This window comes from Ruegeria sp. YTSA226 (genome assembly GCF_059609905.1).
Genome location: NZ_JBXWMQ010000001.1, coordinates 150,117 through 172,879, shown reverse-complemented (window position 1 = coordinate 172,879; position 22,763 = coordinate 150,117). Strand labels below are relative to the sequence as shown.

The window sequence follows — 22,763 nt, the reverse complement described above, 5'->3', positions numbered from 1 at the left end:
TCGGTGAAGGGTGCATATTCGACCACCCAAGGACTTGGCAGGAAGCTACTTTGTGTACCATAGTAGACCCTGAGGAAGGCAGGGGAGAGCTTTCCAGGGAGGACTTAGTGGCCAAGGCCGCCAGCCAGATTGAAATGCCAATCGGCGTCGTCGTGCGCAAAACACCCGGGGTTACACGCTGGGCGCAATGGAACTGGCGCGCCGTCGCCGTGCTGCCCGGCGCTGGACCGGCCGATTGGCTGGAGATGCGGCGCGAGGGTGAAGCGGTCGAGTACCACGCGGCCACCCTGCCCCTGACCCTTTGGTCAGATGAGGCCGAAGCCTACATGGTCAACCTGTCGGACGGGCAACCCTCGATCTATCTGGTCCTGCGCGATGCGCTGGATGGAACACAGCCGATGGACGCGGTGCTGGTGACCGCCTCACCCTTCGAAGGACAGGACTACGCCGATACCGGCGAAGAGCTTGTCGAGAAAATCCCAATGACTGATGGGCTGATCGCTTGGGTACGTGATTTCGCACTGGAGCATCATCGCAACGAAGTCTTCGTCAAGCGCCGCCGTGATAAGAAACGCACCGATCTGGTTGAGGACGGCAAAGGGGATGTACGCATCCGGCAAGACTCGGATGTTTTCCGCGCCCCGCGGAGGATTGTGCAATGACAGAAACCCGCGATTTCTGGTCGCGCCGTAAAGCCGCCGTTCAGGCTGAGGCCAAAGCAGAGGTTGTAGCAGCACAAGAACAGGCTTTCGCTGAACAGCGGGGCGAGCTGGAAGAAAAGACTGACGCTGAAATTCTGGCAGAATTCAATTTGCCCGATCCTGATCTGTTGCAAGTTGGTGACGACATCTCGGGCTTTATGGCCAAGGCAGTGCCTGACCGGTTGCGCCGCCGCGCCCTTCGGCAGCTCTGGCGCCTAAACCCGGTTCTGGCCAATGTCGATGGGCTGGTGGATTACGGCGAAGATTATACAGATGCCGCCTGCGTGATCGAAAATATCCAGACCGCCTATCAGGTCGGCAAAGGGATGCTTGCCCATATCGAAGCTCTGGCCACTCAGGCCGAGGAGGAAGACGCAGACCCGATCCCTGAGGTTGAAGAAACCACGCAAGAGCCTGAGTTGCCCGAGGTAGCCGAGATGCAATCGTCAGAGCCTGTAATGATTTCTGAAATCGACGACCCGGAAGAGGCAGAGCTTACGCCTGCCCCACGCCGCATGAAGTTTGAATACGAAGGATAACCGTATGAACGCAAGCAACGCGCAAAACCTGGACGTCTCAGCCGAGGATCGTCTGCGCGCGGATTTCTATAACTTCCTTGGGCTGCTGCTTGCGGCGCCTCCGGATCAGATGCTGCTGTCTCAGGTTACTGGTCTGACCGGCGATGAAACCGATCTGGGTCAGGCTATCAAGGCCATGTCGCGGGTCGCCAAGGTGACCAAACCCGCGGCTGCCGAACGCGAATTCAATGCCCTGTTCATCGGGCTAGGACGCGGAGAACTGCTGCCCTATGCCAGTTTCTACCTGACTGGTTTCCTGAACGAAAAACCGCTGGCGCAACTGCGCAACGACATGGCGGTTCGTCAGATCACACGGGCGCAGAACGTGTTTGAACCCGAAGACAATATCGCCTCGTTGATGGAGATGATGGCGGGCATGATCGTCGGACGCTTTGGTTCACCCGCCTCGCTGGAAGATCAAAAAGCGTTCTGGAACAAGCATATCGGTCCCTGGGCCGCACATTTCTATTCAGATTTGGAAGCCGCGGAAAACTCGGTTTTCTATGCCTCGGTCGGCACCGCCGGTCGGGTTTTCATGGAAATCGAGCGTGAAGCCTTTCGAATGACGGCGGGATGATCCCGCCATTCGCCAGCGCCCCAATAGGCGCTAGATCGCAATTGGGAAAGGAGGATCCCATGAGCAAAACCAAGGAAGAAGGCGCCACGCGCCGTGACTTCTTGAAACTGGCCGGAACCGCAGCGCCCGCTGCAGTCGCCGCCGCCAGCCTGAGCGGACAAGCCGAGGCAGCCGAGCTGCCAACGGATGAGACCCGCATGCAGGACACCGCGCATACGCGCGCATATCTGGACAGCGCCCGGTTCTGAACCCCGGACGATGTCACCACCCGACTGACGGTTGCGATTGGCCCTGACGTCGGCACCAACAGGACCAAGCCAGCCATGGAAAACATGGCCAGCAAGGGAGGAAAGAAATGCTTAGGAAAAAGACCAACGGGGTTGCGAGACGCTCCCAGCGGACAAGTATCCTGTCCCAGGTCGGCGAGAAAACCGTCGATCGCCGCGCATTCCTGCGCGGATCGGGCCTGACGATCGGCGGGTTGGCCGCGATCAGCGCCACGGGTGGAACCGTGACGCCAGCCAGTGCCCAGTCAGCGGCCAATCAAGCCGTCGAAAACATCAAATCCATATGCACGCATTGCTCGGTCGGCTGTACCGTCGTCGCCGAGGTGCAGAACGGCGTCTGGATCGGGCAAGAACCCGGCTGGGACAGCCCTTTCAACCTGGGTGCGCACTGCGCCAAGGGGGCCTCGGTCCGTGAGCACGCCCATGGTGAACGCCGCCTGAAATATCCGATGAAAAAGGAAGGCGGCGAGTGGAAGCGCATCAGCTGGGAAGAGGCGATCAACGAGATCGGCGACGGCATGATGAACATCCGCGAAGAATCCGGACCGGACAGTGTGTACTGGCTTGGTTCCGCGAAACATAACAACGAACAGGCCTATCTGTTCCGCAAGTTCGCCGCCTATTGGGGCACGAACAACGTGGACCATCAGGCCCGTATCTGCCACTCGACCACTGTTGCTGGTGTTGCGAATACATGGGGCTACGGCGCCATGACCAACAGCTATAACGACATCCACAACTCCAAGGCTATCTTCATCATCGGTGGCAACCCGGCCGAGGCGCACCCCGTCTCACTGCTGCATGTTCTGCGCGCAAAAGAGCAGAACAACGCGCCCCTGATCGTCTGCGACCCGCGCTTTACGCGCACTGCGGCGCATGCGGATGAATATGTCCGCTTCCGCCCCGGCTCTGACGTGGCGCTGATCTGGGGTATTCTCTGGCACATCTTCGACAACGGCTGGGAGGACAAGGAGTTCATCCGCACCCGTGTCTGGGGCATGGATCAGATCCGTGAAGAGGTCGCCAACTGGAACCCGGAAGAAACTGAGCGTGTGACCGGCGTACCCGGATCACAGCTTAAGCGCGTGGCGCGCACCATGGCCAACAACCGTCCTGGCACGGTGATCTGGTGCATGGGCGGCACCCAGCATACCAATGGCAACAACAACACACGCGCCTATTGCGTGCTGCAGCTGGCGTTGGGCAACATGGGAACGTCGGGCGGTGGCACCAACATCTTCCGTGGCCACGACAACGTGCAGGGTGCGACGGACCTTGGTGTTCTGTCCCACACCCTACCCGGCTATTATGGGCTGTCCGCAGGGGCATGGGGCCATTGGGCGCGCGTTTGGGGTGAAGACCCTGAATGGCTGTCCGGCCAGTTCGCCTCGATCAAAGACAAGGAGGGCAAGGATAAACCGCTACAGAACGAGCGCGGCATCCCGGTCTCTCGTTGGATCGACGGTGTTCTGGAAGACCCCGCCAACATGGATCAGGACAACAATGTCCGAGCCATGGTTCTGTGGGGGCACGCTCCGAACTCGCAAACCCGCGGGCCGGAAATGAAGACGGCGATGGAAAAGCTGGACATGCTGGTCGTGATCGACCCGTATCCCACCGTTTCCGCCGTTCTGCATGATCGGACCGATGGCGTTTACCTACTGCCGGCCTGTACGCAGTTCGAAACCCGTGGCTCGGTCACGGCCTCGAACCGCTCGTTGCAGTGGCGCGACAAGGTGGTCGAACCGCTGTTCGAAAGCCTGCCGGACGAGGTCATCATGGCCAAGTTCGCCAACAAATTCGGCTGGGCGGATCGGTTCTTCCGCAATATCGAGATGGAGGATGCCGAAACCCCGAATGTTGAAAGCATCACGCGTGAGTTCAACTCGGGCCTCTGGACCATCGGCTATACCGGCCAGTCGCCAGAGCGTTTGAAAAGCCACATGGCCAATCAGCACACGTTCGACAGAACCACGCTACAAGCTATAGGTGGACCAAACGACGGCGAATACTACGGTCTGCCCTGGCCGTGCTGGGGAACGCCAGAGATGGGTCATACGGGGACACCAAACCTCTATGACATGTCCAAACCGGTGGCCGAAGGTGGCCTGACCTTCCGCGCGCGCTTTGGCGTGGAACGTGATGGCGACAACCTGCTGGCGGAAGGGGTCTATAGCGTTGGGTCGGAAATTCAGGACGGATATCCCGAATTCACGATGCAGATGCTAATGGATCTTGGTTGGGACGGCGATCTGACGGCCGAAGAACGTGCGGCCATCGACGCCGTTGCGGGGCCAAAGACCAACTGGAAAACCGACCTGTCGGGCGGCATCCAGCGGGTTGCGATTGCACATGGCTGTGCGCCCTTTGGCAACGCCAAGGCCCGCACCGTGGTCTGGACTTTCCCGGACCCGATCCCGCTGCATCGCGAGCCGCTCTATACCAACCGGCGTGATCTGGTAGAAGACTATCCGACCTATGAGGATCGTCAGTCCTATCGCCTGCCAACCCTGTATGCCTCGATCCAGAAGAACGATTTTTCAAAGGATTACCCGATAATCCTGACGTCAGGTCGTTTGGTCGAGTATGAGGGCGGAGGTGAGGAATCCCGGTCGAACCCGTGGCTGGCCGAACTGCAACAGGACATGTTCGTCGAGATCAACCCCCGTGATGCCAACAACCTGGGCATTCGCGACGGGGCTCAGGTCTGGGTCGAAGGGCCTGAGGGTGGTAAGGTCAAGGTGATGGCGATGCTGACCAACAGGGTTGGTGCCGGCGTGGCCTTTATGCCATTCCACTTTGGCGGCCATTTCCAGGGTCAGGATCTGCGGGACAAATACCCCTCAGGCGCTGATCCCTATGTGCTGGGAGAAAGTTCGAACACTGCCCAGACCTATGGCTATGATTCAGTAACCCAGATGCAGGAGACCAAAGCGACTCTCTGCAAGATCTCAGCAGCGTAAGGAGGACGACAATGGCTAGAGCAAAGTTTCTCTGCGACGCTGAACGCTGCATCGAATGCAACGCCTGCGTAACCGCGTGTAAGAACGAGCACGAGGTGCCTTGGGGCATCAACCGCCGCAGAGTGGTGACGATCAATGACGGCGACCCGGGCGAACGCTCGATCTCGGTTGCCTGTATGCATTGTTCGGATGCGCCCTGTATGGCGGTGTGCCCGGTTGACTGCTTCTATCAGAACGAAGAAGGGGTCGTCCTGCACTCCAAGGACCTGTGCATTGGCTGCGGCTATTGCTTCTATGCGTGCCCGTTCGGCGCGCCGCAATACCCACAGGCAGGCAACTTCGGATCACGCGGCAAGATGGACAAATGTACCTTCTGCGCCGGTGGCCCCGAGGAAACGCACTCGACCGCAGAGTTCGCCAAATACGGTCGCAACCGGATCGCAGAAGGCAAACTGCCCATCTGCGCCGAGATGTGTTCCACCAAGGCCCTGCTTGCCGGTGACGGCGACGTGGTATCGGCCATCTATCGCGAACGCGTCGTGGCGCGCGGTTTCGGGTCTGGCGCCTGGGGGTGGGGCACAGCCTACGACCAAAAAGACGGCTGATCCTTGGCCAAACCTTCCCCGGCGCGCAAACCGTGTGCCGGGGACCACTAAGATTTTTCGACGAAAAATCTCTGCCCGCCCGGAAAAGGGCCTACGCCAATGACCGCGTCACGAGGTTCATATGACTTTCCTGCGACTTCTGTTCTGTCTCATTGTTTTGACTGTTCCTGCCCTTGCTCAGGATGCTCCGGATCGCAATTCGACGGGTGGTGCGACCACGCTCGAGGATATCTTGGCCCGGCAGCGAGGTGAAGACGTGGACACCACATATCGCTCGGATAACACCGGCCAGGGCAATGCCGAAGGCCTGTTGGGCCAGTTGGGCACACGCGGCGTAGCATCTGACAGCGACGTCTATCGCGCTTTGCGCTATGGCTCGGCAGATGTGACCGTTTCGTCGAATGGCCCCGCCGCCAGCGTCTTGATACAGGACGGAGGCATGTGGTGGTTGAATTTCCGAACAGGCCCGTTGCGCGATTACGGCACGTATATTCTGGCCGGGATGCTTGGCATCCTGCTGCTGTTCTTCTTGGTCCGGGGTAAAATCCGCATTGATGGTGAAAAGACGGGACGCACGGTTACGCGTTTCTCAGGCTTTGAGCGGTTCGGACATTGGCTGTTCGCGGGCTCTTTCCTTATCCTTGGCCTGACCGGTTTGCTGACCCTTTATGGTCGAGACTTTCTGATCCCAATCTTCGGGAAAGAAGGCTTTGCAGCCATAGCGCAGGGCTGCAAATGGCTGCATAACAACCTCGCCTGGGCCTTCATGCTGGGTTTGATCATGGTCACTGTGAACTGGATCGCCCACAACATCCCCAACCGCACCGACCTGAAATGGCTGGCCGCCGGCGGCGGGTTGTTCACGAAAGGCAGCCATCCTCCGGCCAAAAAATTCAACGCGGGTCAAAAGATCATCTTCTGGGCCTGTATCCTGCTGGGCGTATCGATCAGCCTGTCTGGCCTGTCTCTGCTGTTCCCGTTTGAGATGCCGCTGTTTGCTAAGACCTTCTCAATCGCAAATGCCACCAGCATCCCGCAGATGTTGGGTCTGAACCTTCCGGTGCAGATGTCACCACAAGAAGAGATGCAATATGCTCAGGTTTGGCACGTGATGGTCGCCTATGTCTTCATCGCCATCATCATCGCGCATATCTACCTGGGCTCGGTGGGGATGGAGGGCGCTTTCGACGCGATGGGCACCGGCGAGGTCGAGGAACAATGGGCGCGTGAGCACCACTCGCTTTGGCTGGAAGAGGTCCAGGAAAAAGAGGCCAGTAAGGCAGCGGCCTCGCCTGCGGAATAGATGCGCGGTCTAATCCTTGCACTGGTGTTGACCCCCCTGCCCGCAATGGCCGAGTTCTTTACGCTCAAAGGTCATGGAGGACCGATCATGGGGATTGCCGCCGCGCCGGACGGCCGGATTGCGACGGCCAGCTTCGACAACTCCGTCGGTCTGTGGTCAGACCGCACGCCGCAATGGCTTGAAGGGCACGAGGCTGCCGTGAACAGCGTCGCCTTTGGCGGCACAGCGATCTATTCCGCGGGTGACGACTTTACCCTGCGCCGGTGGCCGGATGGCCAAATCCTCGGGCGGCACAAAGGCAAGATCGTCGATATTGCTGTTTCAGACTCCTACATCGCCACTGCCAGTTGGGACGGCACGATAGGGGTTTGGCCGCTTGACGGGACAGAGCCAAGGGTATTAGGGCCCACAGGCAGCGGTGTGAATGCTGTTGTGTTCACACCAAACGGGGATGCGCTGTATACCGGCGGGGTTGATGGGGCGGTTCGTCTTTGGGATGTCGCAACCGGTCAGGAAAAACTGCGACTGGTTGATAACGGGTTCGGCATCAACGAACTGGTCCTGAATCCCCATGAAAACTGGATTGCCTATGGGGCCGTCGATGGCGTCACGCGCATTCGTGATCTGACTACAGGCGACGAGCATGATTTCACCCTGGACCGCCGTCCAATCCTTGCGCTGGCTCTCAGCCCGGACCGCAGCTTGCTGGCGGTGGGGGATGGTGAGGGTCATATCATGTTGGTCGATACCATCGACTGGCGCATCGCACAGGATTTCCGGGCCACATTGCGCGGCCCGGTCTGGGCGCTGGCCTTCTCAACCGATGGTAAAAACATCTATGCAGGTGGTATAGATGAGGCGATGTATAGCTGGCCGGTATCTGACCTTGGCGACCAACAACAGATGGCCGCGACTGAACCAAGTTTTCTGAAGAACCCTGACCAGATGGATAATGGCGAACGCCAATTCGTGCGCAAATGCTCGATCTGTCACAGCCTGACGGCGGACGGGCACAGACGTGCTGGACCTACGCTCTCTGGTGTGTTTGGTCGCCGGGCGGGAAGCTTACCGGGATATTTCTACTCGGACACGCTGCAAGACTCTGATATCATTTGGAATGACGAGACGATAAATGCCCTTTTCGACCAAGGACCAGACCATTACATTCCGGGATCGAAGATGCCCATGCAACGGATTACACAAGCGGATGACCGCAAAGATTTGATCGCCTTTCTGCGCCGCGTCACGGCACCGGAAAACTGAACCGGAGGTAAATATGAAAGCCTTTATAGCCGCAGTTGCCACGATGGCTGTAATTGCCGTCGCTGCGCCATTTGCCTTAGGTCAATTCGGATTCAGCGCGGCGAACGCCAGCGCGGGTTCGGCCGTGCGCCTCGACTGAATGTCAGAATACCTGACCACCAAAGAACTGGCGGACCTGCTGCGCATTGGCGAGCGTAAAGCCTATGACCTTGCCTCATCCGGCGAGGTCCCCTGTGTCCGTGCCATGGGCAAACTCTTGTTTCCAAGGGCTGAAGTCATTGCCTGGCTGAACGCATCACGTAGCGGACCGCAGGTCGCAGAACCGTCGCTGCCGCCGATCGTGGCGGGCAGTCATGATCCGCTGTTGGATTGGGCTCTGCGGGAAAGCGGGTCGGGCCTGGCAACTTATTATGACGGCTCATTTGACGGCTTGAATCGTCTGAAAGAACGATCAGCGCAGGCTGCGGCGCTGCATATCCACGAGACAGACGGATTCAACACGCAATCTCTGCAGGACCATCTGGGAGAGGCACCCGTCATTCTGTTCGAACTAGCAAAACGCCAGCGTGGGCTACTGATGGCCCCCGGTGTGACTGGGATATCGGACTTTTCTGACCTCAGGGGCCGTCGCATTCTTCTTCGTCAGGACAGTGCCGCCAGTCAACGGTTGTTCGACACGCAACTGCAGGCGCACGGCCTGAACCGAGACGATCTGGATACCCTGCCGACCTGCGCACGTACCGAAGAAGAGCTGGCCATAGCCCTGCATGACAGCAAAGCCGATGCCGGATTCGGCCTGGGTGCGCTTGCGGGGCTGTACAATCTGGGCTTTGCCCCGACCCATACCGAACGCCTGGACCTTGCCATCTGGAGGCGCGCCTATTTCGATGGCCCGATGCTTCGGTTGCTCGGCTTTGTGCAATCCGACCGCTTTGCCACCCGGGCAGAAGAATTCGGCGGGTATGACTTGTCGGATCTGGGAACCATCCATCACAATGGAGCCAGCGGCTGACCCTATTGGGCGTTGGGAAAGAACAGCTGCTGGCCGTCGAGCGTGTAAGATGCGATGGCCGCCTGCCCTTCGGGCCCGGTCAACCAGTCAATAAAGCGCTGCCCCGAGGCCGCCCGCACTTTGGGATGCTTGTCAGGGTTCACAAGAATAATCCCATATTGATTGAACAGGAGTGGATCGCCCTCAACCATGACCTCTAGGTTTCCCTTGTTGCCAAAGCTCTGCCAGGTCGCCCGATCCGTCAGCGCATAGGCACCCATCCCGCTGGCCACATTCAGTGTCGCCCCCATCCCGGATCCAGTTTCCCGGTACCAAGTGCCCGAAGCGTCGGTCGGGTCGATACCGGACGAGGCCCAATGGCCCAGCTCCGCCTTATGCGTCCCGCTGTCATCCCCGCGTGAGGCGAAGGGCGCCTTGGCCTTAGCCACGGCGGTCAGCGCCGCGATAATGTCAGTTCCCCCTTTCACTTTGGCGGGATCGGATTTTGGCCCCACAAGGACGAAATCATTGTACATCACGTCCGACCGCTCAACGCCCCAACCGTCAGCCACAAATTTCTCCTCGGCAGGTTTGGCGTGAACCAGCAAGACGTCCCCGTCACCGTTGATCGCATTGCGGATCGCCTGCCCTGTACCAACAGCCACCACGCGGACATCAATCCCGCTTTCGGCTTCAAAGCCTGGCAGGATATGGTCGAACAAGCCCGAATTCTGAGTCGACGTGGTTGATTGGACTACAATAAATGGCGTTTCGGCCAATGCGGCTGTAGTGTTCAGGCCAAGCGCTATTACTGCAGCCCCGACGAATTTGCGGATCATTTGAACTCCATATTCTGATTAGGTTACCAGACCACCGGCAACAAACCGGCGCGCGGCGTCACTTGTCGGGGCATCCAGAACTTGTTTGGCAGCACCGTGTTCGACCACGTGTCCGGCCTGCATCATGACGATATCCGCTGCCAGACGGCGTGCCTGACCGATATCGTGGGATACCATGACAATGCGAACCCCTCGGTTCGAAGCGCGCAAGATCATCCGTTCGATCATCTGCGTAGCACCGGGATCAAGCGAACTGGTTGGTTCGTCCAGGAACAAAGTCTCCGGGTCCAGCGCCAGCGCGCGCAGGATGGCCAGCCGTTGCGCCTCGCCCCCGGACAGCGATCTGGCGGACTGGCGTGCCTTACCCTCTAGCCCACCTTCGGCCAGCAATTCGTCGATCCGGGATTTGCGAATTGCACGGGGCATGCCCTGACGCTTTAGCACAAAATCAAGATTGGCTGACACGGACCGGCGCAACAGAACCGGTCTTTGAAACACCATCGCCTGTCGTGATTTGTGATACGCATTCAGGGCAATCCCGTCCTGCTGAACCCTGCCGCTATCCGGGACGATAAGCCCGTGCAAACAGCGCAAAAGCAGGCTCTTGCCCGCTCCGTTCGGCCCAAGGATCAAAGTTGGTCCCAGCCCCATCAGGGATAACTCTGGCACTTGAAGCAGTGTCTTTCCCTTGCGGGAAATCTGTAAACCGTGAACAGAAAGACATTTCACCATCTCGAGCACCAGATCACGCATGGTGCAACCCTTCCTTCTCGGCCCGCAGGCTAAGCGTGCTGACCATGGCGTTTACTGCGATGGCTATGGCAATCAGGATCGCCCCAAGCGCAAGCGCCAAGGCCAAATTACCCTTGGACGTTTCAAGGGCGATTGTCGTCGTCATCACCCGCGTGACGTGATTGATATTGCCGCCAACGATAATAACCGCTCCAACTTCGGCAATCGCACGGCCAAACCCTGCCAACAATGCAGTAACAAGAGACAGCCGCGCATCCCACAATAGCACCGGAATCGATGCCATCCGCGACACGCCGAGTGAGCGGAGTTGCTCGGAATATTCCTCGGCCAGCATTTCGACCACTTGACGTGTCAGTGCGGCAACGATCGGGGTCACCAGAACGACCTGAGCAATAATCATCGCCGTCGGTGTGTAGAGCAATTCAAGGACCCCCAACGGACCGGAACGCGACAGCATCAGATAGACCAGCAAACCTACCACAACCGGGGGCAAGCCCATCAAGGCATTCATCAAGACGATCAGAATCCGCCGCCCTGGAAAACGCGCAACGGCCAAAGCCGCGCCCATGGGCATCCCGATAACGGCAGAAATCAGAACGGCAAAAACAGAGACTTTCAGGGACAACAGAACAATCGCCCACAGCTCCGGATCCCAATGAAGGATCAAAGCAAGCGCCGACCTGAATTCTGTTGTGAAATCCTGCATTACCTACCTAATACTCCACATATTGAACAGTTTGCTATAATTTACAGGTAATTACTATGACAAACGCGCTACAAGTGCAGTCACATTTTCGACGCTTCCAACAAAAAACGCGGCCCCGTTTGGGACCGCGCCATATTCCATCGTGAACCTGTCTCAGTTCAGTGCTGCATCCGAAATCTGATGCGTCCAGGCACCTTCGGGTTGTTTGGTGATAACGGGATCAGAACCACCGGCAAGCAGCGTCCCTACAGTGCGCTCAAAATCCGCCGGATCAAGCGATCCGTTTGAGCCCGCAGTCAGCTTGGCAATCTCACCCATCATACGTTTCTGATGCGCTTCGGTCTGGGCGCCAGTCGCGTCATTTTCAAGCACGATATCGGCCGCTTCATCTGGGTTCTCTTCGGCATATTTCCACCCCTTCATCGACGCCCGCACGAAACGTTCCATCTTGTCGACAAATGCCGCGTCGCTCAGGTTCTCTTCAAGAACGTACAGGCCGTCTTCCAGCGTCGCGACGCCCTGATCTTCGTATTTGAATGTGACCAGTTCGTCGGGGCTGACGCCGGAATCTATGACCTGCCAGTATTCGTTATAGGTCATGGTGCTGATGCAATCAGCCTGACGCTGCAGCAGCGGGTCGACATTAAAGCCCTGCTTCAAAACCTCGACGCCATTTTCGCTCTTGCCACCGGTATCAATGCCCAGCTGGCTCATCCAGCTCATGAAGGGGAATTCGTTGCCAAAGAACCAGACGCCCAGTGTCCGGTTCTTAAGGTCTTCTGGTGCGGAAATACCGGCATCTTTCCAGCAGGTCAGCATCATACCCGAGCTTTTGAAAGGCTGGGCAATATTCACCAGCGGCAGGCCCTTTTCGCGCGCGGCCAACGCAGCTGGCATCCACTCGACCGTCACGTCAGCGCCGCCACCGGCAATGACCTGTGTCGGCGCTATGTCCGGGCCGCCTGGCAGAATGGTGACATCAAGACCTTCTTCTTCGTAGAACCCTTTGTCTTTGGCCACGTAATAACCTGCGAACTGAGCTTGCGTGACCCATTTCAACTGCAATGTCACCTCATCCGCCGACCAGGCTGCACTGGCGGCCAGGCTAAAGGCGGCAACCGCCCCGCTGAGTATCTTTTTCATCTTCACATCTCCTAGTTTCAGTTGGCGCCCCATTTTTCATTTTTGGGGTCTGTTGAATTTTTATCCGCGCTGCGATGGGTGCCAGAAGGTCACCGCCTTTTCGATCATGGCCACCAGACCATAGAATGATGTCCCAGCCAAAGCCGCCACTACGATCTCGGCCCAGACCATATCCAGTGAGAGCTGCCCCACGCTGGTTGATATCCGAAAACCCATGCCAAGCGTCGGTGAGCCAAAGAACTCGGCCACGATAGCGCCGATCAATGCAAGGGTGGTGGATATCTTGAGACCATTGAAAACAAATGGCATCGCGGCAGGCAAGCGCAGCTTCAGAAAGCTTTGCCAATAGGTGGCGGCATAGGTCTCCATCAGGTCGCGCTGCATTGCTGTCGCCTCGCGCAGCCCGGCGACGGTGTTCACCAGCATTGGGAAAAAGACCATCACGACAACCACCGCCGCTTTGGAGTGCCAGTCGAACCCGAACCACATGACCAGAATCGGCGCGGTGCCGACAATCGGCAGAGCAGCCACGAAGTTGCCCACGGGCAAAAGCCCAAGGCGTAGAAAATCCCATCGGTCCACTGCAATCGCCATCAGGAAGGCGGCTCCACAGCCGATGATGTAACCGCTCAGCGCGCCCTTGATGATGGTTTGCACGAAATCCATCCAAAGCGTTGGCAAGCTGTCCCAGAACCGAATCCAGATAACCGATGGAGCGGGCAGTATGACCAAAGACACCTCAAGGCCACGCACCAAAAGCTCCCAGATGATGATGATAGTCAGACCAAAGATCAGCGGAGCCAGAAACCGGACCATCCGCGTATCAGCATAGGGCCCGCTGGCCAAGCGGCTGTTAAACCACCATCCTAACAGCCACACACCGAGTGCGCCCAGAATTGGTATCATTGCGCAATCCCCATCCGTTTCAGGACCGACTTTTCAATCAGCCCCAGAAGCCCCACAAGACAGGCCGCCAGAATCGCCGCAGCAAACAGGGCCGACCAGATTTGCACGGTCTGACCATAATAACTGCCTGCCAGCAGGCGCGCGCCCAGTCCCGCAACTGCCCCGGTGGGCAATTCACCCACGATGGCCCCCACCAAGGATGCGGCAATGCCAATCTTCAGCGAGGTGAACAGATACGGCATCGAGGCCGGCAAACGCAGTTTCCAGAACCCCTGCGCGTGGCTCGCGCTATAGGTACGTAGCAAATCCAGTTGCATCGCATCCGGGCTGCGCAAACCTTTGACCATGCCGACCACGACAGGAAAAAAGCTGAGATAGGCCGATATGACTGCCTTGGGGATGATCCCCTGCACGCCAACAGAATAAAGGACCACAATGATCATCGGGGCCAGAGCGATGATCGGGATGGTCTGGCTGACTATCGCCCAGGGCATGACCGACAGGTCCATGACCCGGCTATGTACGATCCCAACAGCCAGCAGAATTCCCAGGCCGGTGCCAATGGCAAAACCCAGTATCGTCGCACTCAGCGTCACCCAGCCGTGATAAACCAGCGAGCGCTTTGAGGTGATTTTCTTCTGGACCGTTGTCTTCCATATCTCAACGGCCACCTGATGCGGAGCGGGCAACCGTGGGCGATCCTGTTCCCACGTGGCTGGAATGGCAAAGCTATTGTCCAGAACCAGACTGAATTCGGACAGATCGCGACGATCTTTTGCCGAGGGTGGCTGAACAGTGGCGCCGGCCCGTTCTTGTTCGGTCAGAACGCCTTTGATATTCATCGGAATACAAGCGGCGTACCAAAAGGCTACTATGACGGCCAGTACCGTCAATACAGCCCAGAATGCCTTAAACCCGCTGCTATTCATCCGAATGCCCCGCGCGCAACCCTTCTCGCACCCTATGGGCAACTTCGATGAATTCCGGCGTGTCGCGAATATCGAGCGGCCGCTCTTTCGGCAACGGACTGTCGATCACGTCAGTGATCCGTCCGGGCCGAGGGCTCATTACAACGATCTTGGTGCTCAGATAGACGGCCTCAGGGATGGAATGGGTGACAAACCCAATGGTCTTTTGAGTCCGCGCCCAAAGCGCCAGAAGCTGCTCGTTCAGGTGATCGCGGACAATCTCATCCAACGCGCCAAAAGGTTCGTCCATAAGCAGGATATCCGCATCAAAGGCCAGCGCCCGTGCGATGCTGGCCCGTTGCTGCATCCCCCCCGACAACTGCCAGGGAAACTTTCCACCAAACCCTTCAAGATCAACAAGTTCCAAAACCTTGTTTACGCGTTCTTCCTGCTCGGCAGCTGTAAACCCCATGATTTCAAGCGGGAGCTTGATGTTCTTGGAAATGGTGCGCCAAGGGTACAGACCCGCGGCCTGAAATACATAGCCATAGGCCCGATTCCGCCGCGCCTCATCCGGGGTCATACCGTTGACGGTCAATGTCCCGCCAGTCGGTGTTTCCAACGCAGCGATGCACCGCAAGAAGGTGGTCTTACCACAGCCGGAGGGTCCGATGAAGCTGACGAATTCTCCCTTTTCGATGGTCAGGTTCACATCCTTCAAAGCGTGGACCGGCCCGTCATTGGTCTGAAAGGTCAGATCCAGTTGCCGCGCCTCGATTACAGGCGGTGCAGCGGTTTCAATATTCATTCCATCCCCTTGAACTTAAACCGTAATAAGACGTGATATCTGCCACATATTCTGTCATACACCGGTTGCTGGAATACCGGTGCGCACCACCGGTCGCGGCGCTGTCAGCTCTTTCCAAGTACTCAGCGCCTTGTTGACGGTAGTATTGGCCTCGCGTTCAACAAATTGGCCATGGCCTTCCTGAGTCCTGATCTCTCCGTCATGCACTGCAACCTGCCCACGGGTCAGAGTAAAGCGCGGCAAGCCTTTGACCTCTTTGCCCTCAAACACGTTGTAGTCGATCGAAGATTGCTGCGATTTCGCGCTGATCGTCTTGCCTTTCTCAGGATCCCACACCACCAAATCGGCATCGGCACCTACAAGAACTGCGCCCTTTTTTGGATAACAATTCAATATCTTGGCGATGTTTGTTGAAGTAACTGCCACAAATTCATTTGGCGTCAGCCGACCAGTATTCACCCCATGAGTCCACAGCATCGGCATCCGGTCTTCCAACCCTCCGGTACCGTTCGGGATCTTGGTGAAATCCCCCACGCCAAAGCGTTTCTGATCCGTCGTAAAGGCGCAATGGTCGGTGGCCACGACACTCAACGAACCAGATTGTAATCCGTTCCACAGGCTATCCTGATGCTGCTTGTTTCGGAACGGAGGGCTCATGACCCGCCGCGCCGCGTGGTCCCAATCCTGGTTGAAATACTCGCTCTCATCCAAGGTCAGATGCTGGATCAAAGGTTCCCCCCACACCCGCTTGCCCTGCATCTTGGCACGCCGAATGGCCTCATGCGCCTCTTCGCACGAAGTGTGCACCACATACAGCGGCACTCCGGCCATATCCGCGATCATGATCGCGCGGTTGGTCGCTTCGCCCTCGACCTGCGGCGGACGGGAATAGGCATGTGCCTCGGGACCTGTATTGCCTTCGGCCAACAGCTTGGCGCTGAGCTCGGCAACAACATCGCCATTCTCGGCATGCACCATGGCCGTTCCACCCAGCTCAGCAAGACGCTTGAACGAAGCATACATTTCATCGTCATTGACCATCAACGCGCCCTTATAGGCCATGAAATGCTTGAACGTGTTGATGCCGCGTGTCTCGATCACCGTCTTGAGGTCATCAAACACCTGCTCGCCCCACCAGGTCACCGCCATGTGGAAAGAATAGTCGCAATTTGCACGTGTCGACTTGTTATCCCAGCGCTTGAGCGCATCCAACAGGCTTTCACCTGGGTTGGGCAGAGCGAAATCAACCACCATCGTGGTTCCTCCGGCCAATGCCGCCCGGGTTCCGCTCTCAAAATCATCGCTGGAATAGGTGCCCATGAACGGCATTTCCAAATGCGTATGCGGGTCGATCCCGCCAGGCATCACATAGCAGCCTGTCGCATCCAGTTCCGTATCACCTTTTAGGTCCGGCCCAATCTCGGTGATCACCCCATGCTCGACCCTCACATCCGCCTGGTAAGACAAATCCGCGGTTACGACGGTCCCGTTCTTGATAACAGTGCTCATATCAATCTCCCTGATGCGGTCTGCGCCGCTTGCTTCATCTGGCTACAAATACCGGGGGGGGGGAGTCGCCCAACGGACGACGGGGGCAGAGCCCCCTATTCCACAATTCCAGCCGTCTCTACGACCGCATGAAACAGAACATCCGCCCCGGCGGCAGCCCAATCCTTGCTGATTTCTTCGGCTTCGTTATGGCTTAGCCCATCCACACAAGGGCACATCACCATCGCTGTTGGTGCAACCCGGTTGATCCAGCAGGCATCATGACCGGCGCCCGAAATGATATCTGTATGAGAATAACCCAACCGTTCAGCCGCATCGCGCACGGCTGCCACGCAGCCTTCATCAAATTGCACCGGATCAAATCCGCCGACCTTCTCGAACTCGATCTGTAGGCCCATCTCATCCACGATATCTTCGGCCGCTACGCGCAGACGATTTTCCATATCGGTGATCACGTCCAGATCGGGCGAACGGAGATCGACAGTAAACACAACTTTCCCCGGGATCACGTTACGCGAATTCGGAAACACATCAATATGCCCCGCCGCACCCACCGCGTGGGGCGCGTGGGACCAAGCAATCTCGTCAACCTTTTCAAGGATACGTGCCATCGCCAATCCGGCATTCTTGCGCATCGGCATCGGCGTAGACCCGGTATGGGCGTCCTTTCCGGTAACGGTAATCTGGGTCCAGCTGAGACCCTGACCATGGGTGACAACGCCGATATCCTTCCCCTCGGCCTCAAGAATGGGGCCCTGTTCGATATGCAGCTCAAAAAAGGCGTGCATCTTTCGGGCGCCAACCTCTTCGTCACCGCGCCAGCCAATGCGGCTCAGCTCATCTCCGAACTTCTTACCATCGGCATCCTCACGGTCATAAGCCCAATCCTGCGTATGCATCCCGGCAAAAACCCCCGAGGACAGCATCGCAGGTGCATAGCGCGTGCCTTCTTCATTCGTCCAGTTCGTCGCAACGATTGGATGTTTGGTCTTGATTCCCAAATCATTGAGCGTGCGGATGATTTCCAGCCCGCCCAATACACCCAGAACACCGTCAAATTTGCCGCCTGTCGGCTGCGTATCCAGATGTGAACCCACATAGACCGGCAATGCCTCGGGGTACGTGCCCTCTCGATGCGCAAACATATTGCCCATTTGGTCCAGCCCCATGGTGCACCCGGCCTCTTCGCACCATTTCTGAAACAGCGCGCGGCCTGCCGCATCTTCATCCGTCAGGGTCTGACGATTATTGCCCCCCGCAACACCCGGGCCAATCTTGGCCATCTCCATCAGGCTGTCCCACAACCTGTCGCCATTGATCCTGAGGTTCTGCGCCGGAGCTGCCATCCTAGTCTTCCCTGTTGCTTGCGATTTGCTCGCTTTTGGTGTCTTGATTTGACCATCTGGTCAAACTCACGCTATCACGGGTTCGACATCAGTCAAGAAATAGCAGAGCTCGGTGGGAATTTTTGGCATATTCCGCACTTGCGAGCCCAAAAATCAGACAGGCAAAGACATGTCCAAAGACCGCGCACCAACACGAATTCAGAAAAAAAACCGCGCTGCAATTCTAGAAGCCGCTTTGAACGTGTTTTCTGCCTACGGTTTCCGCGGTGCCACCGTCGACCAGATTGCTGCCGAGGCCGGGTTGAGCAAGCCGAATCTTCTATATTATTTCCCCTCAAAAGAAGCGATTCACACGGCCCTTCTATCTGGCCTTCTCGAGATTTGGCTGGCCCCTCTCCATGATCTCGACGCCGACGGGGACCCATTGGAAGAGATACGCGCTTATATCCATCGCAAACTGCAAATGAGCCGGGAACTTCCGCGCGAAAGCCGTCTGTTTGCCAATGAACTGGTCCAGGGTGCGCCACGCATACACGATGCATTGTCCAATGATCTCAAAACTTTGATGGATGAGAAGACCGCAATCCTTACGGCCTGGATGGAACAGGGTAAAATCGCGCGCCTCCACCCCTACCACCTTATTTTCTCCATCTGGGCTTTGACACAGCATTATGCGGATTTCGATGTCCAGGTTCGGGCCATTCTTGGCGACGAAGACCCGTATGAAGGTGCTGAACCGTTTATCGACACGCTCTACCGCAAATTGCTGGCGCCTTAGGTTTTCGTTAGCCGGAACCCGCTCACCCTGAGCCTAGGATGACGCTACTCTTTTCTTCCCTGTCCACACACAGGTGCCGTGGTAAGGCTTTCGTTGGGTGGGTAGAGCGAGAAGTGGGACATAAGGCGTTCCAAGACGAAGTGAGGAGGCGCGGATATCATCTGATCCGCACCGCCACCCAAAATGTCGCAAACTGCCACAACGCCCCCCATCGACATCCTGCTCTAAGAAAATTCGACGAATTTTCTTGGACTACTCGGCGGCTTTCGCCATTGGATTGTTGGGATGGGTTGTCCAGTTGCCATATTCGGGCTGCACTTCCTGTCCCGTGCGCGGGTCGATTTCGCCAGCGTCCATCGGCACCATGGAAATACATCCCTCGACCGGGCACACATCCACGCACAGGTTACAGGCCACACATTCGTCATCCATAACCTCGAACACGCGCTCTTCGGACATTGAAATGGCCTGGTGGCTGGTGTCTTCGCAGGCGGCATAGCAACGACCACACTTGATGCACTGATCCTGATCAATCTTGGCCTTGGCGACATAATTCAGGTTCAGATATTGCCAGTCGGTCACGTTCGGAACCGCAAGACCGACAATTTCCGAGACGTCCTGATACCCTTTTTCATCCATCCATTTCGACAGGCCCGCCGTCAGTTCGTCAATGATCTTGAACCCATAGGTCATCGCCGCCGTGCAGACCTGAACATTGCCGCAACCCAATGCCATAAACTCTGCAGCATCGCGCCAGGTAGTCACACCGCCAATACCCGAGATCGGCATTCCGTTCGTTGCCTGTCCACGCGAAATCTCGGACACCATCGACAGGGCAATCGGTTTCACCGCAGGGCCACAATAGCCGCCGTGGCTGCCTTTGCCGTCAATCGAGGGTTCAGGGCTGAAGCTATCCAGATTGACACTGGTAATCGAATTAATCGTGTTGATCAGCGATACCGCATCCGCACCACCATTCTTTGCGGCCTCGGCGGGCTTGCGGATATCAGTGATATTCGGCGTCAGTTTCACGATGACCGGACGGTCATAGTATTTCTTGCACCAGCGCGTCACCATCTCGATATATTCCGGCACCTGCCCTACGGCCGCCCCCATCCCGCGCTCGCTCATCCCGTGTGGACAGCCAAAGTTCAGTTCGATCCCGTCGGCACCGGTTTCGGCAACACGCGGCAGGATAGCCTTCCAGGCTTCTTCTTCGCACGGCACCATGATCGAGGCGATCAGGGCGCGATCTGGATAATCAGCCTTAACCCGCGCCATTTCTTCAAGGTTTACCTCTAATGGGCGGTCTGTAATCAGCTCGATATTGTTCAGACCCAACAACCGACGGTCTGCGCCGTAGATCGCCCCATACCGCGGGCCATTAACATTGACGACCGGTGGACCTTCGGACCCGAGTGTTTTCCACACGACCCCCCCCCATCCGGCCTCAAAGGCACGGCGGACGTTATATTCCTTGTCCGTCGGCGGCGCAGATGCCAGCCAATATGGGTTGGGGCTTTCAATTCCCAGAAAGTTCGATTTCAAATCAGCCATTTATCCGGCCTCCCTGATGCTTGCAGGCATCTTGATCATTGAGTTTCACGCAATCAGACTTGCGTGGATATCCATCGCGGCATCGCGCCCCTCGGCCACTGCGGTCACGGTCAGGTCATCCCCGCCTGCGGCGCAGTCGCCTCCGGCCCAGACCGCTTGTACCGATGTGCGCCCGGCGCCCGTGACGGCGATCTTGTTCCCGTCCAACGTCAGCCCTTCGGGCGCTCCTTCCAGCGTCTGACCTATTGCCTTCAGCACCTGATCGGCAGGCAGGCGGGTTTTCTCGCCGGTGCCCTTCAACTGACCGTCATGGCTGGCAGTATACTCCAATTCGATCTCGGCGGCTGCCCCGTTGCCGTGTACGGCTATGGGCTGAACATTGGTCATGATCCTGACGCCGTGCGATGCGGCCAGATCCTGCTCATAGCGGCTGGCACCCATCGCCTCGCGTCCGCGCCGGTAGGCGATGGTGACGTTTTCCGCGCCCAGCAATTTCGACTTTACAGCTGCGTCAACCGCGGTCATGCCGCCTCCGATGACGACGACATTCCGCCCAACGGGCAGCTCAGCCAGATCGGCCGCCTGACGCACATCCGAGATAAAGTCGACCGCGTCGCGCACGCCGGTCAGATCCTCGCCGCCCGCTCGCAATGCATTCACACCTGTCAGACCGATGGACAGGAAAACCGCATCATAGTTGTCAACAAGGCCATCCAGCGACAGGCCCTCGCCCAGCACCGATCCGGTCTCGATGGTGATGCCGCCGATCATCAGCAACCAATCGATCTCAGCCTGAGCGAAATCATTGGTCGATTTATAGGCGGCAATTCCATATTCATTCAGACCGCCGGGTTTTGGGCGGCTTTCGTGAATGACCACATCATGCCCCAGCATCGCCAGCCGATGCGCACAGGCTAGCCCTGCGGGCCCTGCCCCGATCACGGCCACCGTTTTGCCGGTGAATGCGGCGCGCTGGAACGGATGGTCGCCCGATGCCATAACGCTGTCAGTAGCAAACCGCTGCAAACGCCCGATCTCGACTGGCGATCCTTCGGCGGTTTCGCGTACGCAGACTTCCTCGCACAGCGTTTCGGTCGGACAAACACGGGCGCACATGCCACCCAAGATATTCTGGCCAAGGATGGTTTCACCCGCAGCTTCAGGCTGACCGGCCTGAATCTGGCGCATGAACAATGGAATATCAATGTCTGTCGGACAGGCCGTCACACACGGCGCGTCATAGCAGAAATAGCACCGATCCGCGGCCACTGCGGCCTCATGCGGGGCAAGTGGTGGATGCAGATCCGTGAAATTCGAGGTCAGCTCATCGCTGGAAAGCCTCCCGGAGACTATGCCGGGGACCATCTGGCCCTGTGCCATCGCTCTACTCCCTGTAGATATGTTGTTATGGCCTCAGCTTGGCACAATCTGATTTTTTATCAAATGGTAAATTTTGCCAAATGGTCAAAAAATGAATAACCAGGCCGAAACACCCGGTTTTTTACTGTACATTGCTGGTTTTTTGGGCCGGAACCGCTCAGATCATCTGTGACAGGTGCCCAGATTTGATCCAAATTCGCGCGCCCTCTGCTCCGGCCAAAGCAGTGGAACGCGCACCTGGCGGTAATCTCAACCAGTCCCAGACCGAAAATTCTTCGTCGGATTCCTGCACCGAACCTGCGATGACAAACAACTCCAACCCATCGACTGCATCCAGATCCAGCTTTTCGCCAGGTGACAGATTCAATACGCGAACATCTTCGCGTGAGCCCTTGAAAAGCTGAAGATTCGAATCCCCGGTAATCGACCGACGAATTTCGGTCCTGTCCTCAGGGTCAAACTGGTGCAGTTTGACTAGTATCGTCGCGCCTTCTTGTGCCGAAGGCGTATGGGAAGATGTCGGAGGATTGCGCACATAACTACCTGCAGGAAAATCACCGGTCTCGTCCTGAAACACACCGTCCAGCACCAGATACTCCTCTCCTCCATCATGCGTATGGGCGGCAAAGGCGCTTCCTGGGGCAAAGCGGACAATCGTGGTGGCGCGGGCGACCTCTTCCCCGATCCGGTCCAACATCTTGCGCTCGACCCCTGCGGCAGGTGACGCAATCCAGTCATTCCGGTCGAAATGCACAGCAACACGTTTTGTGAAATCTGCGTTAACTCTCATGCGGCTTCTCCTGTTGGGTCTGGTCTCTAGATGGTTGCGCAAGTCCTGAATTCAAAATTCAGATGCATGATC

General features: G+C 57.4%; 23 protein-coding genes. 11 read left to right on the top strand and 12 right to left on the bottom strand.

Annotation, left to right across the window (positions count from 1 at the left end; genetic code table 11):
* Positions 1-107 precede the first annotated feature (107 nt).
* The 10 genes from AC2FFF_RS00905 (at position 108) to AC2FFF_RS00860 (ending at position 9,289) form a co-directional block, all read left to right on the top strand.
* The gene (locus tag AC2FFF_RS00905; protein ID WP_142634353.1) at positions 108-662 is read left to right on the top strand and encodes a DUF3305 domain-containing protein; all 555 of its coding nucleotides are present in this window, start codon (positions 108-110) and stop codon (positions 660-662) included.
* On the top strand, positions 659-1,240 hold the full coding sequence (locus AC2FFF_RS00900) for a DUF3306 domain-containing protein (protein ID WP_281972243.1): 582 nt from the start codon (positions 659-661) through the stop codon (positions 1,238-1,240). Before AC2FFF_RS00905 ends, AC2FFF_RS00900 begins: the two co-directional genes overlap by 4 nt.
* A 4-nt stretch (positions 1,241-1,244) precedes the next feature.
* The gene (locus AC2FFF_RS00895) at positions 1,245-1,856 is read left to right on the top strand and encodes a TorD/DmsD family molecular chaperone (RefSeq protein ID WP_281972244.1); all 612 of its coding nucleotides are present in this window, start codon (positions 1,245-1,247) and stop codon (positions 1,854-1,856) included.
* A 59-nt stretch (positions 1,857-1,915) separates the two neighbouring features.
* Complete coding sequence (locus tag AC2FFF_RS00890) at positions 1,916-2,104, top strand: ubiquinol-cytochrome c reductase iron-sulfur subunit N-terminal domain-containing protein (RefSeq protein ID WP_142634359.1); 189 nt, start codon at positions 1,916-1,918, stop codon at positions 2,102-2,104.
* 107 nt (positions 2,105-2,211) lie between these two features.
* Complete coding sequence (locus AC2FFF_RS00885; RefSeq protein ID WP_281972245.1) at positions 2,212-5,106, top strand: formate dehydrogenase subunit alpha; 2,895 nt, start codon at positions 2,212-2,214, stop codon at positions 5,104-5,106.
* Positions 5,107-5,117: 11 nt separating this feature from the next.
* Positions 5,118-5,711, top strand: a complete 594-nt coding sequence (fdh3B, locus tag AC2FFF_RS00880) for a formate dehydrogenase FDH3 subunit beta (protein WP_085821701.1) — start codon at positions 5,118-5,120, stop codon at positions 5,709-5,711.
* 121 nt (positions 5,712-5,832) lie between these two features.
* Entirely contained in the window at positions 5,833-7,014 is a 1,182-nt protein-coding gene (locus AC2FFF_RS00875; RefSeq protein ID WP_281972246.1) for a formate dehydrogenase subunit gamma, read from the top strand.
* The gene (locus AC2FFF_RS00870) at positions 7,015-8,277 is read left to right on the top strand and encodes a c-type cytochrome (RefSeq protein ID WP_281972247.1); all 1,263 of its coding nucleotides are present in this window, start codon (positions 7,015-7,017) and stop codon (positions 8,275-8,277) included.
* Positions 8,278-8,290: 13 nt separating this feature from the next.
* Positions 8,291-8,416 carry a hypothetical protein gene (locus AC2FFF_RS00865; protein ID WP_281972248.1) on the top strand — a complete coding sequence of 42 codons (126 nt, stop codon included), beginning with the start codon at positions 8,291-8,293 and terminating at the stop codon, positions 8,414-8,416.
* On the top strand, positions 8,417-9,289 hold the full coding sequence (locus AC2FFF_RS00860) for a substrate-binding domain-containing protein (protein ID WP_281972249.1): 873 nt from the start codon (positions 8,417-8,419) through the stop codon (positions 9,287-9,289). It abuts the gene before it with no gap.
* Positions 9,290-9,291: 2 nt separating this feature from the next.
* Here the strand turns inward: AC2FFF_RS00860 and AC2FFF_RS00855 are convergent, their stop codons facing one another.
* The 9 genes from AC2FFF_RS00855 to AC2FFF_RS00815 form a co-directional block, all read right to left on the bottom strand.
* A complete protein-coding gene (locus AC2FFF_RS00855) occupies positions 9,292-10,107 on the bottom strand; it encodes an ABC transporter substrate-binding protein (protein ID WP_281972250.1) in 816 nt (271 codons plus the stop codon).
* An 18-nt stretch (positions 10,108-10,125) separates the two neighbouring features.
* Positions 10,126-10,860, bottom strand: a complete 735-nt coding sequence (locus AC2FFF_RS00850) for an ATP-binding cassette domain-containing protein (RefSeq protein WP_281972251.1) — start codon at positions 10,858-10,860, stop codon at positions 10,126-10,128.
* Positions 10,853-11,566, bottom strand: coding sequence for an ABC transporter permease (locus AC2FFF_RS00845; RefSeq protein ID WP_496882806.1), 714 nt, complete (start codon positions 11,564-11,566; stop codon positions 10,853-10,855). Before AC2FFF_RS00845 ends, AC2FFF_RS00850 begins: the two co-directional genes overlap by 8 nt.
* 153 nt (positions 11,567-11,719) lie before the next feature.
* Positions 11,720-12,709: an ABC transporter substrate-binding protein gene (locus AC2FFF_RS00840; protein ID WP_271946556.1), complete on the bottom strand. Its 990-nt coding sequence runs from the start codon at positions 12,707-12,709 to the stop codon at positions 11,720-11,722.
* A gap of 60 nt (positions 12,710-12,769) precedes the next feature.
* On the bottom strand, positions 12,770-13,615 hold the full coding sequence (locus AC2FFF_RS00835; RefSeq protein WP_496882805.1) for an ABC transporter permease: 846 nt from the start codon (positions 13,613-13,615) through the stop codon (positions 12,770-12,772).
* The gene (locus tag AC2FFF_RS00830; RefSeq protein ID WP_142634380.1) at positions 13,612-14,544 is read right to left on the bottom strand and encodes an ABC transporter permease; all 933 of its coding nucleotides are present in this window, start codon (positions 14,542-14,544) and stop codon (positions 13,612-13,614) included. Before AC2FFF_RS00830 ends, AC2FFF_RS00835 begins: the two co-directional genes overlap by 4 nt.
* Positions 14,537-15,331 (bottom strand): ABC transporter ATP-binding protein, encoded by a 795-nt coding sequence (locus tag AC2FFF_RS00825; protein ID WP_496882804.1) that lies wholly within the window; start codon positions 15,329-15,331, stop codon positions 14,537-14,539. The genes AC2FFF_RS00830 and AC2FFF_RS00825 overlap by 8 nt, the downstream gene beginning before the upstream one ends.
* A gap of 54 nt (positions 15,332-15,385) precedes the next feature.
* Positions 15,386-16,840, bottom strand: a complete 1,455-nt coding sequence (hydA, locus tag AC2FFF_RS00820; protein ID WP_281972255.1) for a dihydropyrimidinase — start codon at positions 16,838-16,840, stop codon at positions 15,386-15,388.
* A gap of 95 nt (positions 16,841-16,935) precedes the next feature.
* On the bottom strand, positions 16,936-18,186 hold the full coding sequence (locus AC2FFF_RS00815; protein ID WP_281972256.1) for a Zn-dependent hydrolase: 1,251 nt from the start codon (positions 18,184-18,186) through the stop codon (positions 16,936-16,938).
* Between the two features lie 169 nt (positions 18,187-18,355).
* Here AC2FFF_RS00815 and AC2FFF_RS00810 point away from each other — a divergent pair, with 169 nt between their 5' ends.
* On the top strand, positions 18,356-18,964 hold the full coding sequence (locus AC2FFF_RS00810) for a TetR family transcriptional regulator C-terminal domain-containing protein (RefSeq protein WP_142634388.1): 609 nt from the start codon (positions 18,356-18,358) through the stop codon (positions 18,962-18,964).
* 252 nt (positions 18,965-19,216) lie between these two features.
* Here the strand turns inward: AC2FFF_RS00810 and preA are convergent, their stop codons facing one another.
* The 3 genes from preA to AC2FFF_RS00795 all read right to left on the bottom strand — a co-directional run bounded on the left by preA (position 19,217) and on the right by AC2FFF_RS00795 (position 22,691).
* On the bottom strand, positions 19,217-20,521 hold the full coding sequence (preA, locus tag AC2FFF_RS00805; RefSeq protein WP_281994752.1) for an NAD-dependent dihydropyrimidine dehydrogenase subunit PreA: 1,305 nt from the start codon (positions 20,519-20,521) through the stop codon (positions 19,217-19,219).
* A gap of 45 nt (positions 20,522-20,566) precedes the next feature.
* Positions 20,567-21,901, bottom strand: coding sequence for an NAD(P)-dependent oxidoreductase (locus AC2FFF_RS00800; RefSeq protein WP_281972258.1), 1,335 nt, complete (start codon positions 21,899-21,901; stop codon positions 20,567-20,569).
* Positions 21,902-22,058: 157 nt separating this feature from the next.
* Positions 22,059-22,691, bottom strand: coding sequence for a cupin domain-containing protein (locus AC2FFF_RS00795; RefSeq protein WP_281994754.1), 633 nt, complete (start codon positions 22,689-22,691; stop codon positions 22,059-22,061).
* Positions 22,692-22,763: the final 72 nt, after the last annotated feature.

What these genes read in the sequence shown, in the direction of transcription:
- AC2FFF_RS00900 (WP_281972243.1), top strand. Translation starts at nt 659, where the DNA reads ATGACAGAAACCCGCGATTTCTGGTCGCGCCGTAAAGCCGCCGTTCAG.
- AC2FFF_RS00895 (WP_281972244.1), top strand. Translation starts at nt 1,245, where the DNA reads ATGAACGCAAGCAACGCGCAAAACCTGGACGTCTCAGCCGAGGATCGT.
- AC2FFF_RS00890 (WP_142634359.1), top strand. Translation starts at nt 1,916, where the DNA reads ATGAGCAAAACCAAGGAAGAAGGCGCCACGCGCCGTGACTTCTTGAAA.
- AC2FFF_RS00885 (WP_281972245.1), top strand. Translation starts at nt 2,212, where the DNA reads ATGCTTAGGAAAAAGACCAACGGGGTTGCGAGACGCTCCCAGCGGACA.
- fdh3B (WP_085821701.1), top strand. Translation starts at nt 5,118, where the DNA reads ATGGCTAGAGCAAAGTTTCTCTGCGACGCTGAACGCTGCATCGAATGC.
- AC2FFF_RS00875 (WP_281972246.1), top strand. Translation starts at nt 5,833, where the DNA reads ATGACTTTCCTGCGACTTCTGTTCTGTCTCATTGTTTTGACTGTTCCT.
- AC2FFF_RS00870 (WP_281972247.1), top strand. Translation starts at nt 7,015, where the DNA reads ATGCGCGGTCTAATCCTTGCACTGGTGTTGACCCCCCTGCCCGCAATG.
- AC2FFF_RS00865 (WP_281972248.1), top strand. Translation starts at nt 8,291, where the DNA reads ATGAAAGCCTTTATAGCCGCAGTTGCCACGATGGCTGTAATTGCCGTC.
- AC2FFF_RS00860 (WP_281972249.1), top strand. Translation starts at nt 8,417, where the DNA reads ATGTCAGAATACCTGACCACCAAAGAACTGGCGGACCTGCTGCGCATT.
- AC2FFF_RS00855 (WP_281972250.1), bottom strand. Translation starts at nt 10,107, where the DNA reads ATGATCCGCAAATTCGTCGGGGCTGCAGTAATAGCGCTTGGCCTGAAC.
- AC2FFF_RS00850 (WP_281972251.1), bottom strand. Translation starts at nt 10,860, where the DNA reads ATGCGTGATCTGGTGCTCGAGATGGTGAAATGTCTTTCTGTTCACGGT.
- AC2FFF_RS00845 (WP_496882806.1), bottom strand. Translation starts at nt 11,566, where the DNA reads ATGCAGGATTTCACAACAGAATTCAGGTCGGCGCTTGCTTTGATCCTT.
- AC2FFF_RS00840 (WP_271946556.1), bottom strand. Translation starts at nt 12,709, where the DNA reads ATGAAAAAGATACTCAGCGGGGCGGTTGCCGCCTTTAGCCTGGCCGCC.
- AC2FFF_RS00835 (WP_496882805.1), bottom strand. Translation starts at nt 13,615, where the DNA reads ATGATACCAATTCTGGGCGCACTCGGTGTGTGGCTGTTAGGATGGTGG.
- AC2FFF_RS00830 (WP_142634380.1), bottom strand. Translation starts at nt 14,544, where the DNA reads ATGAATAGCAGCGGGTTTAAGGCATTCTGGGCTGTATTGACGGTACTG.
- AC2FFF_RS00825 (WP_496882804.1), bottom strand. Translation starts at nt 15,331, where the DNA reads ATGAATATTGAAACCGCTGCACCGCCTGTAATCGAGGCGCGGCAACTG.
- hydA (WP_281972255.1), bottom strand. Translation starts at nt 16,840, where the DNA reads ATGAGCACTGTTATCAAGAACGGGACCGTCGTAACCGCGGATTTGTCT.
- AC2FFF_RS00815 (WP_281972256.1), bottom strand. Translation starts at nt 18,186, where the DNA reads ATGGCAGCTCCGGCGCAGAACCTCAGGATCAATGGCGACAGGTTGTGG.
- AC2FFF_RS00810 (WP_142634388.1), top strand. Translation starts at nt 18,356, where the DNA reads ATGTCCAAAGACCGCGCACCAACACGAATTCAGAAAAAAAACCGCGCT.
- preA (WP_281994752.1), bottom strand. Translation starts at nt 20,521, where the DNA reads ATGGCTGATTTGAAATCGAACTTTCTGGGAATTGAAAGCCCCAACCCA.
- AC2FFF_RS00800 (WP_281972258.1), bottom strand. Translation starts at nt 21,901, where the DNA reads ATGGCACAGGGCCAGATGGTCCCCGGCATAGTCTCCGGGAGGCTTTCC.
- AC2FFF_RS00795 (WP_281994754.1), bottom strand. Translation starts at nt 22,691, where the DNA reads ATGAGAGTTAACGCAGATTTCACAAAACGTGTTGCTGTGCATTTCGAC.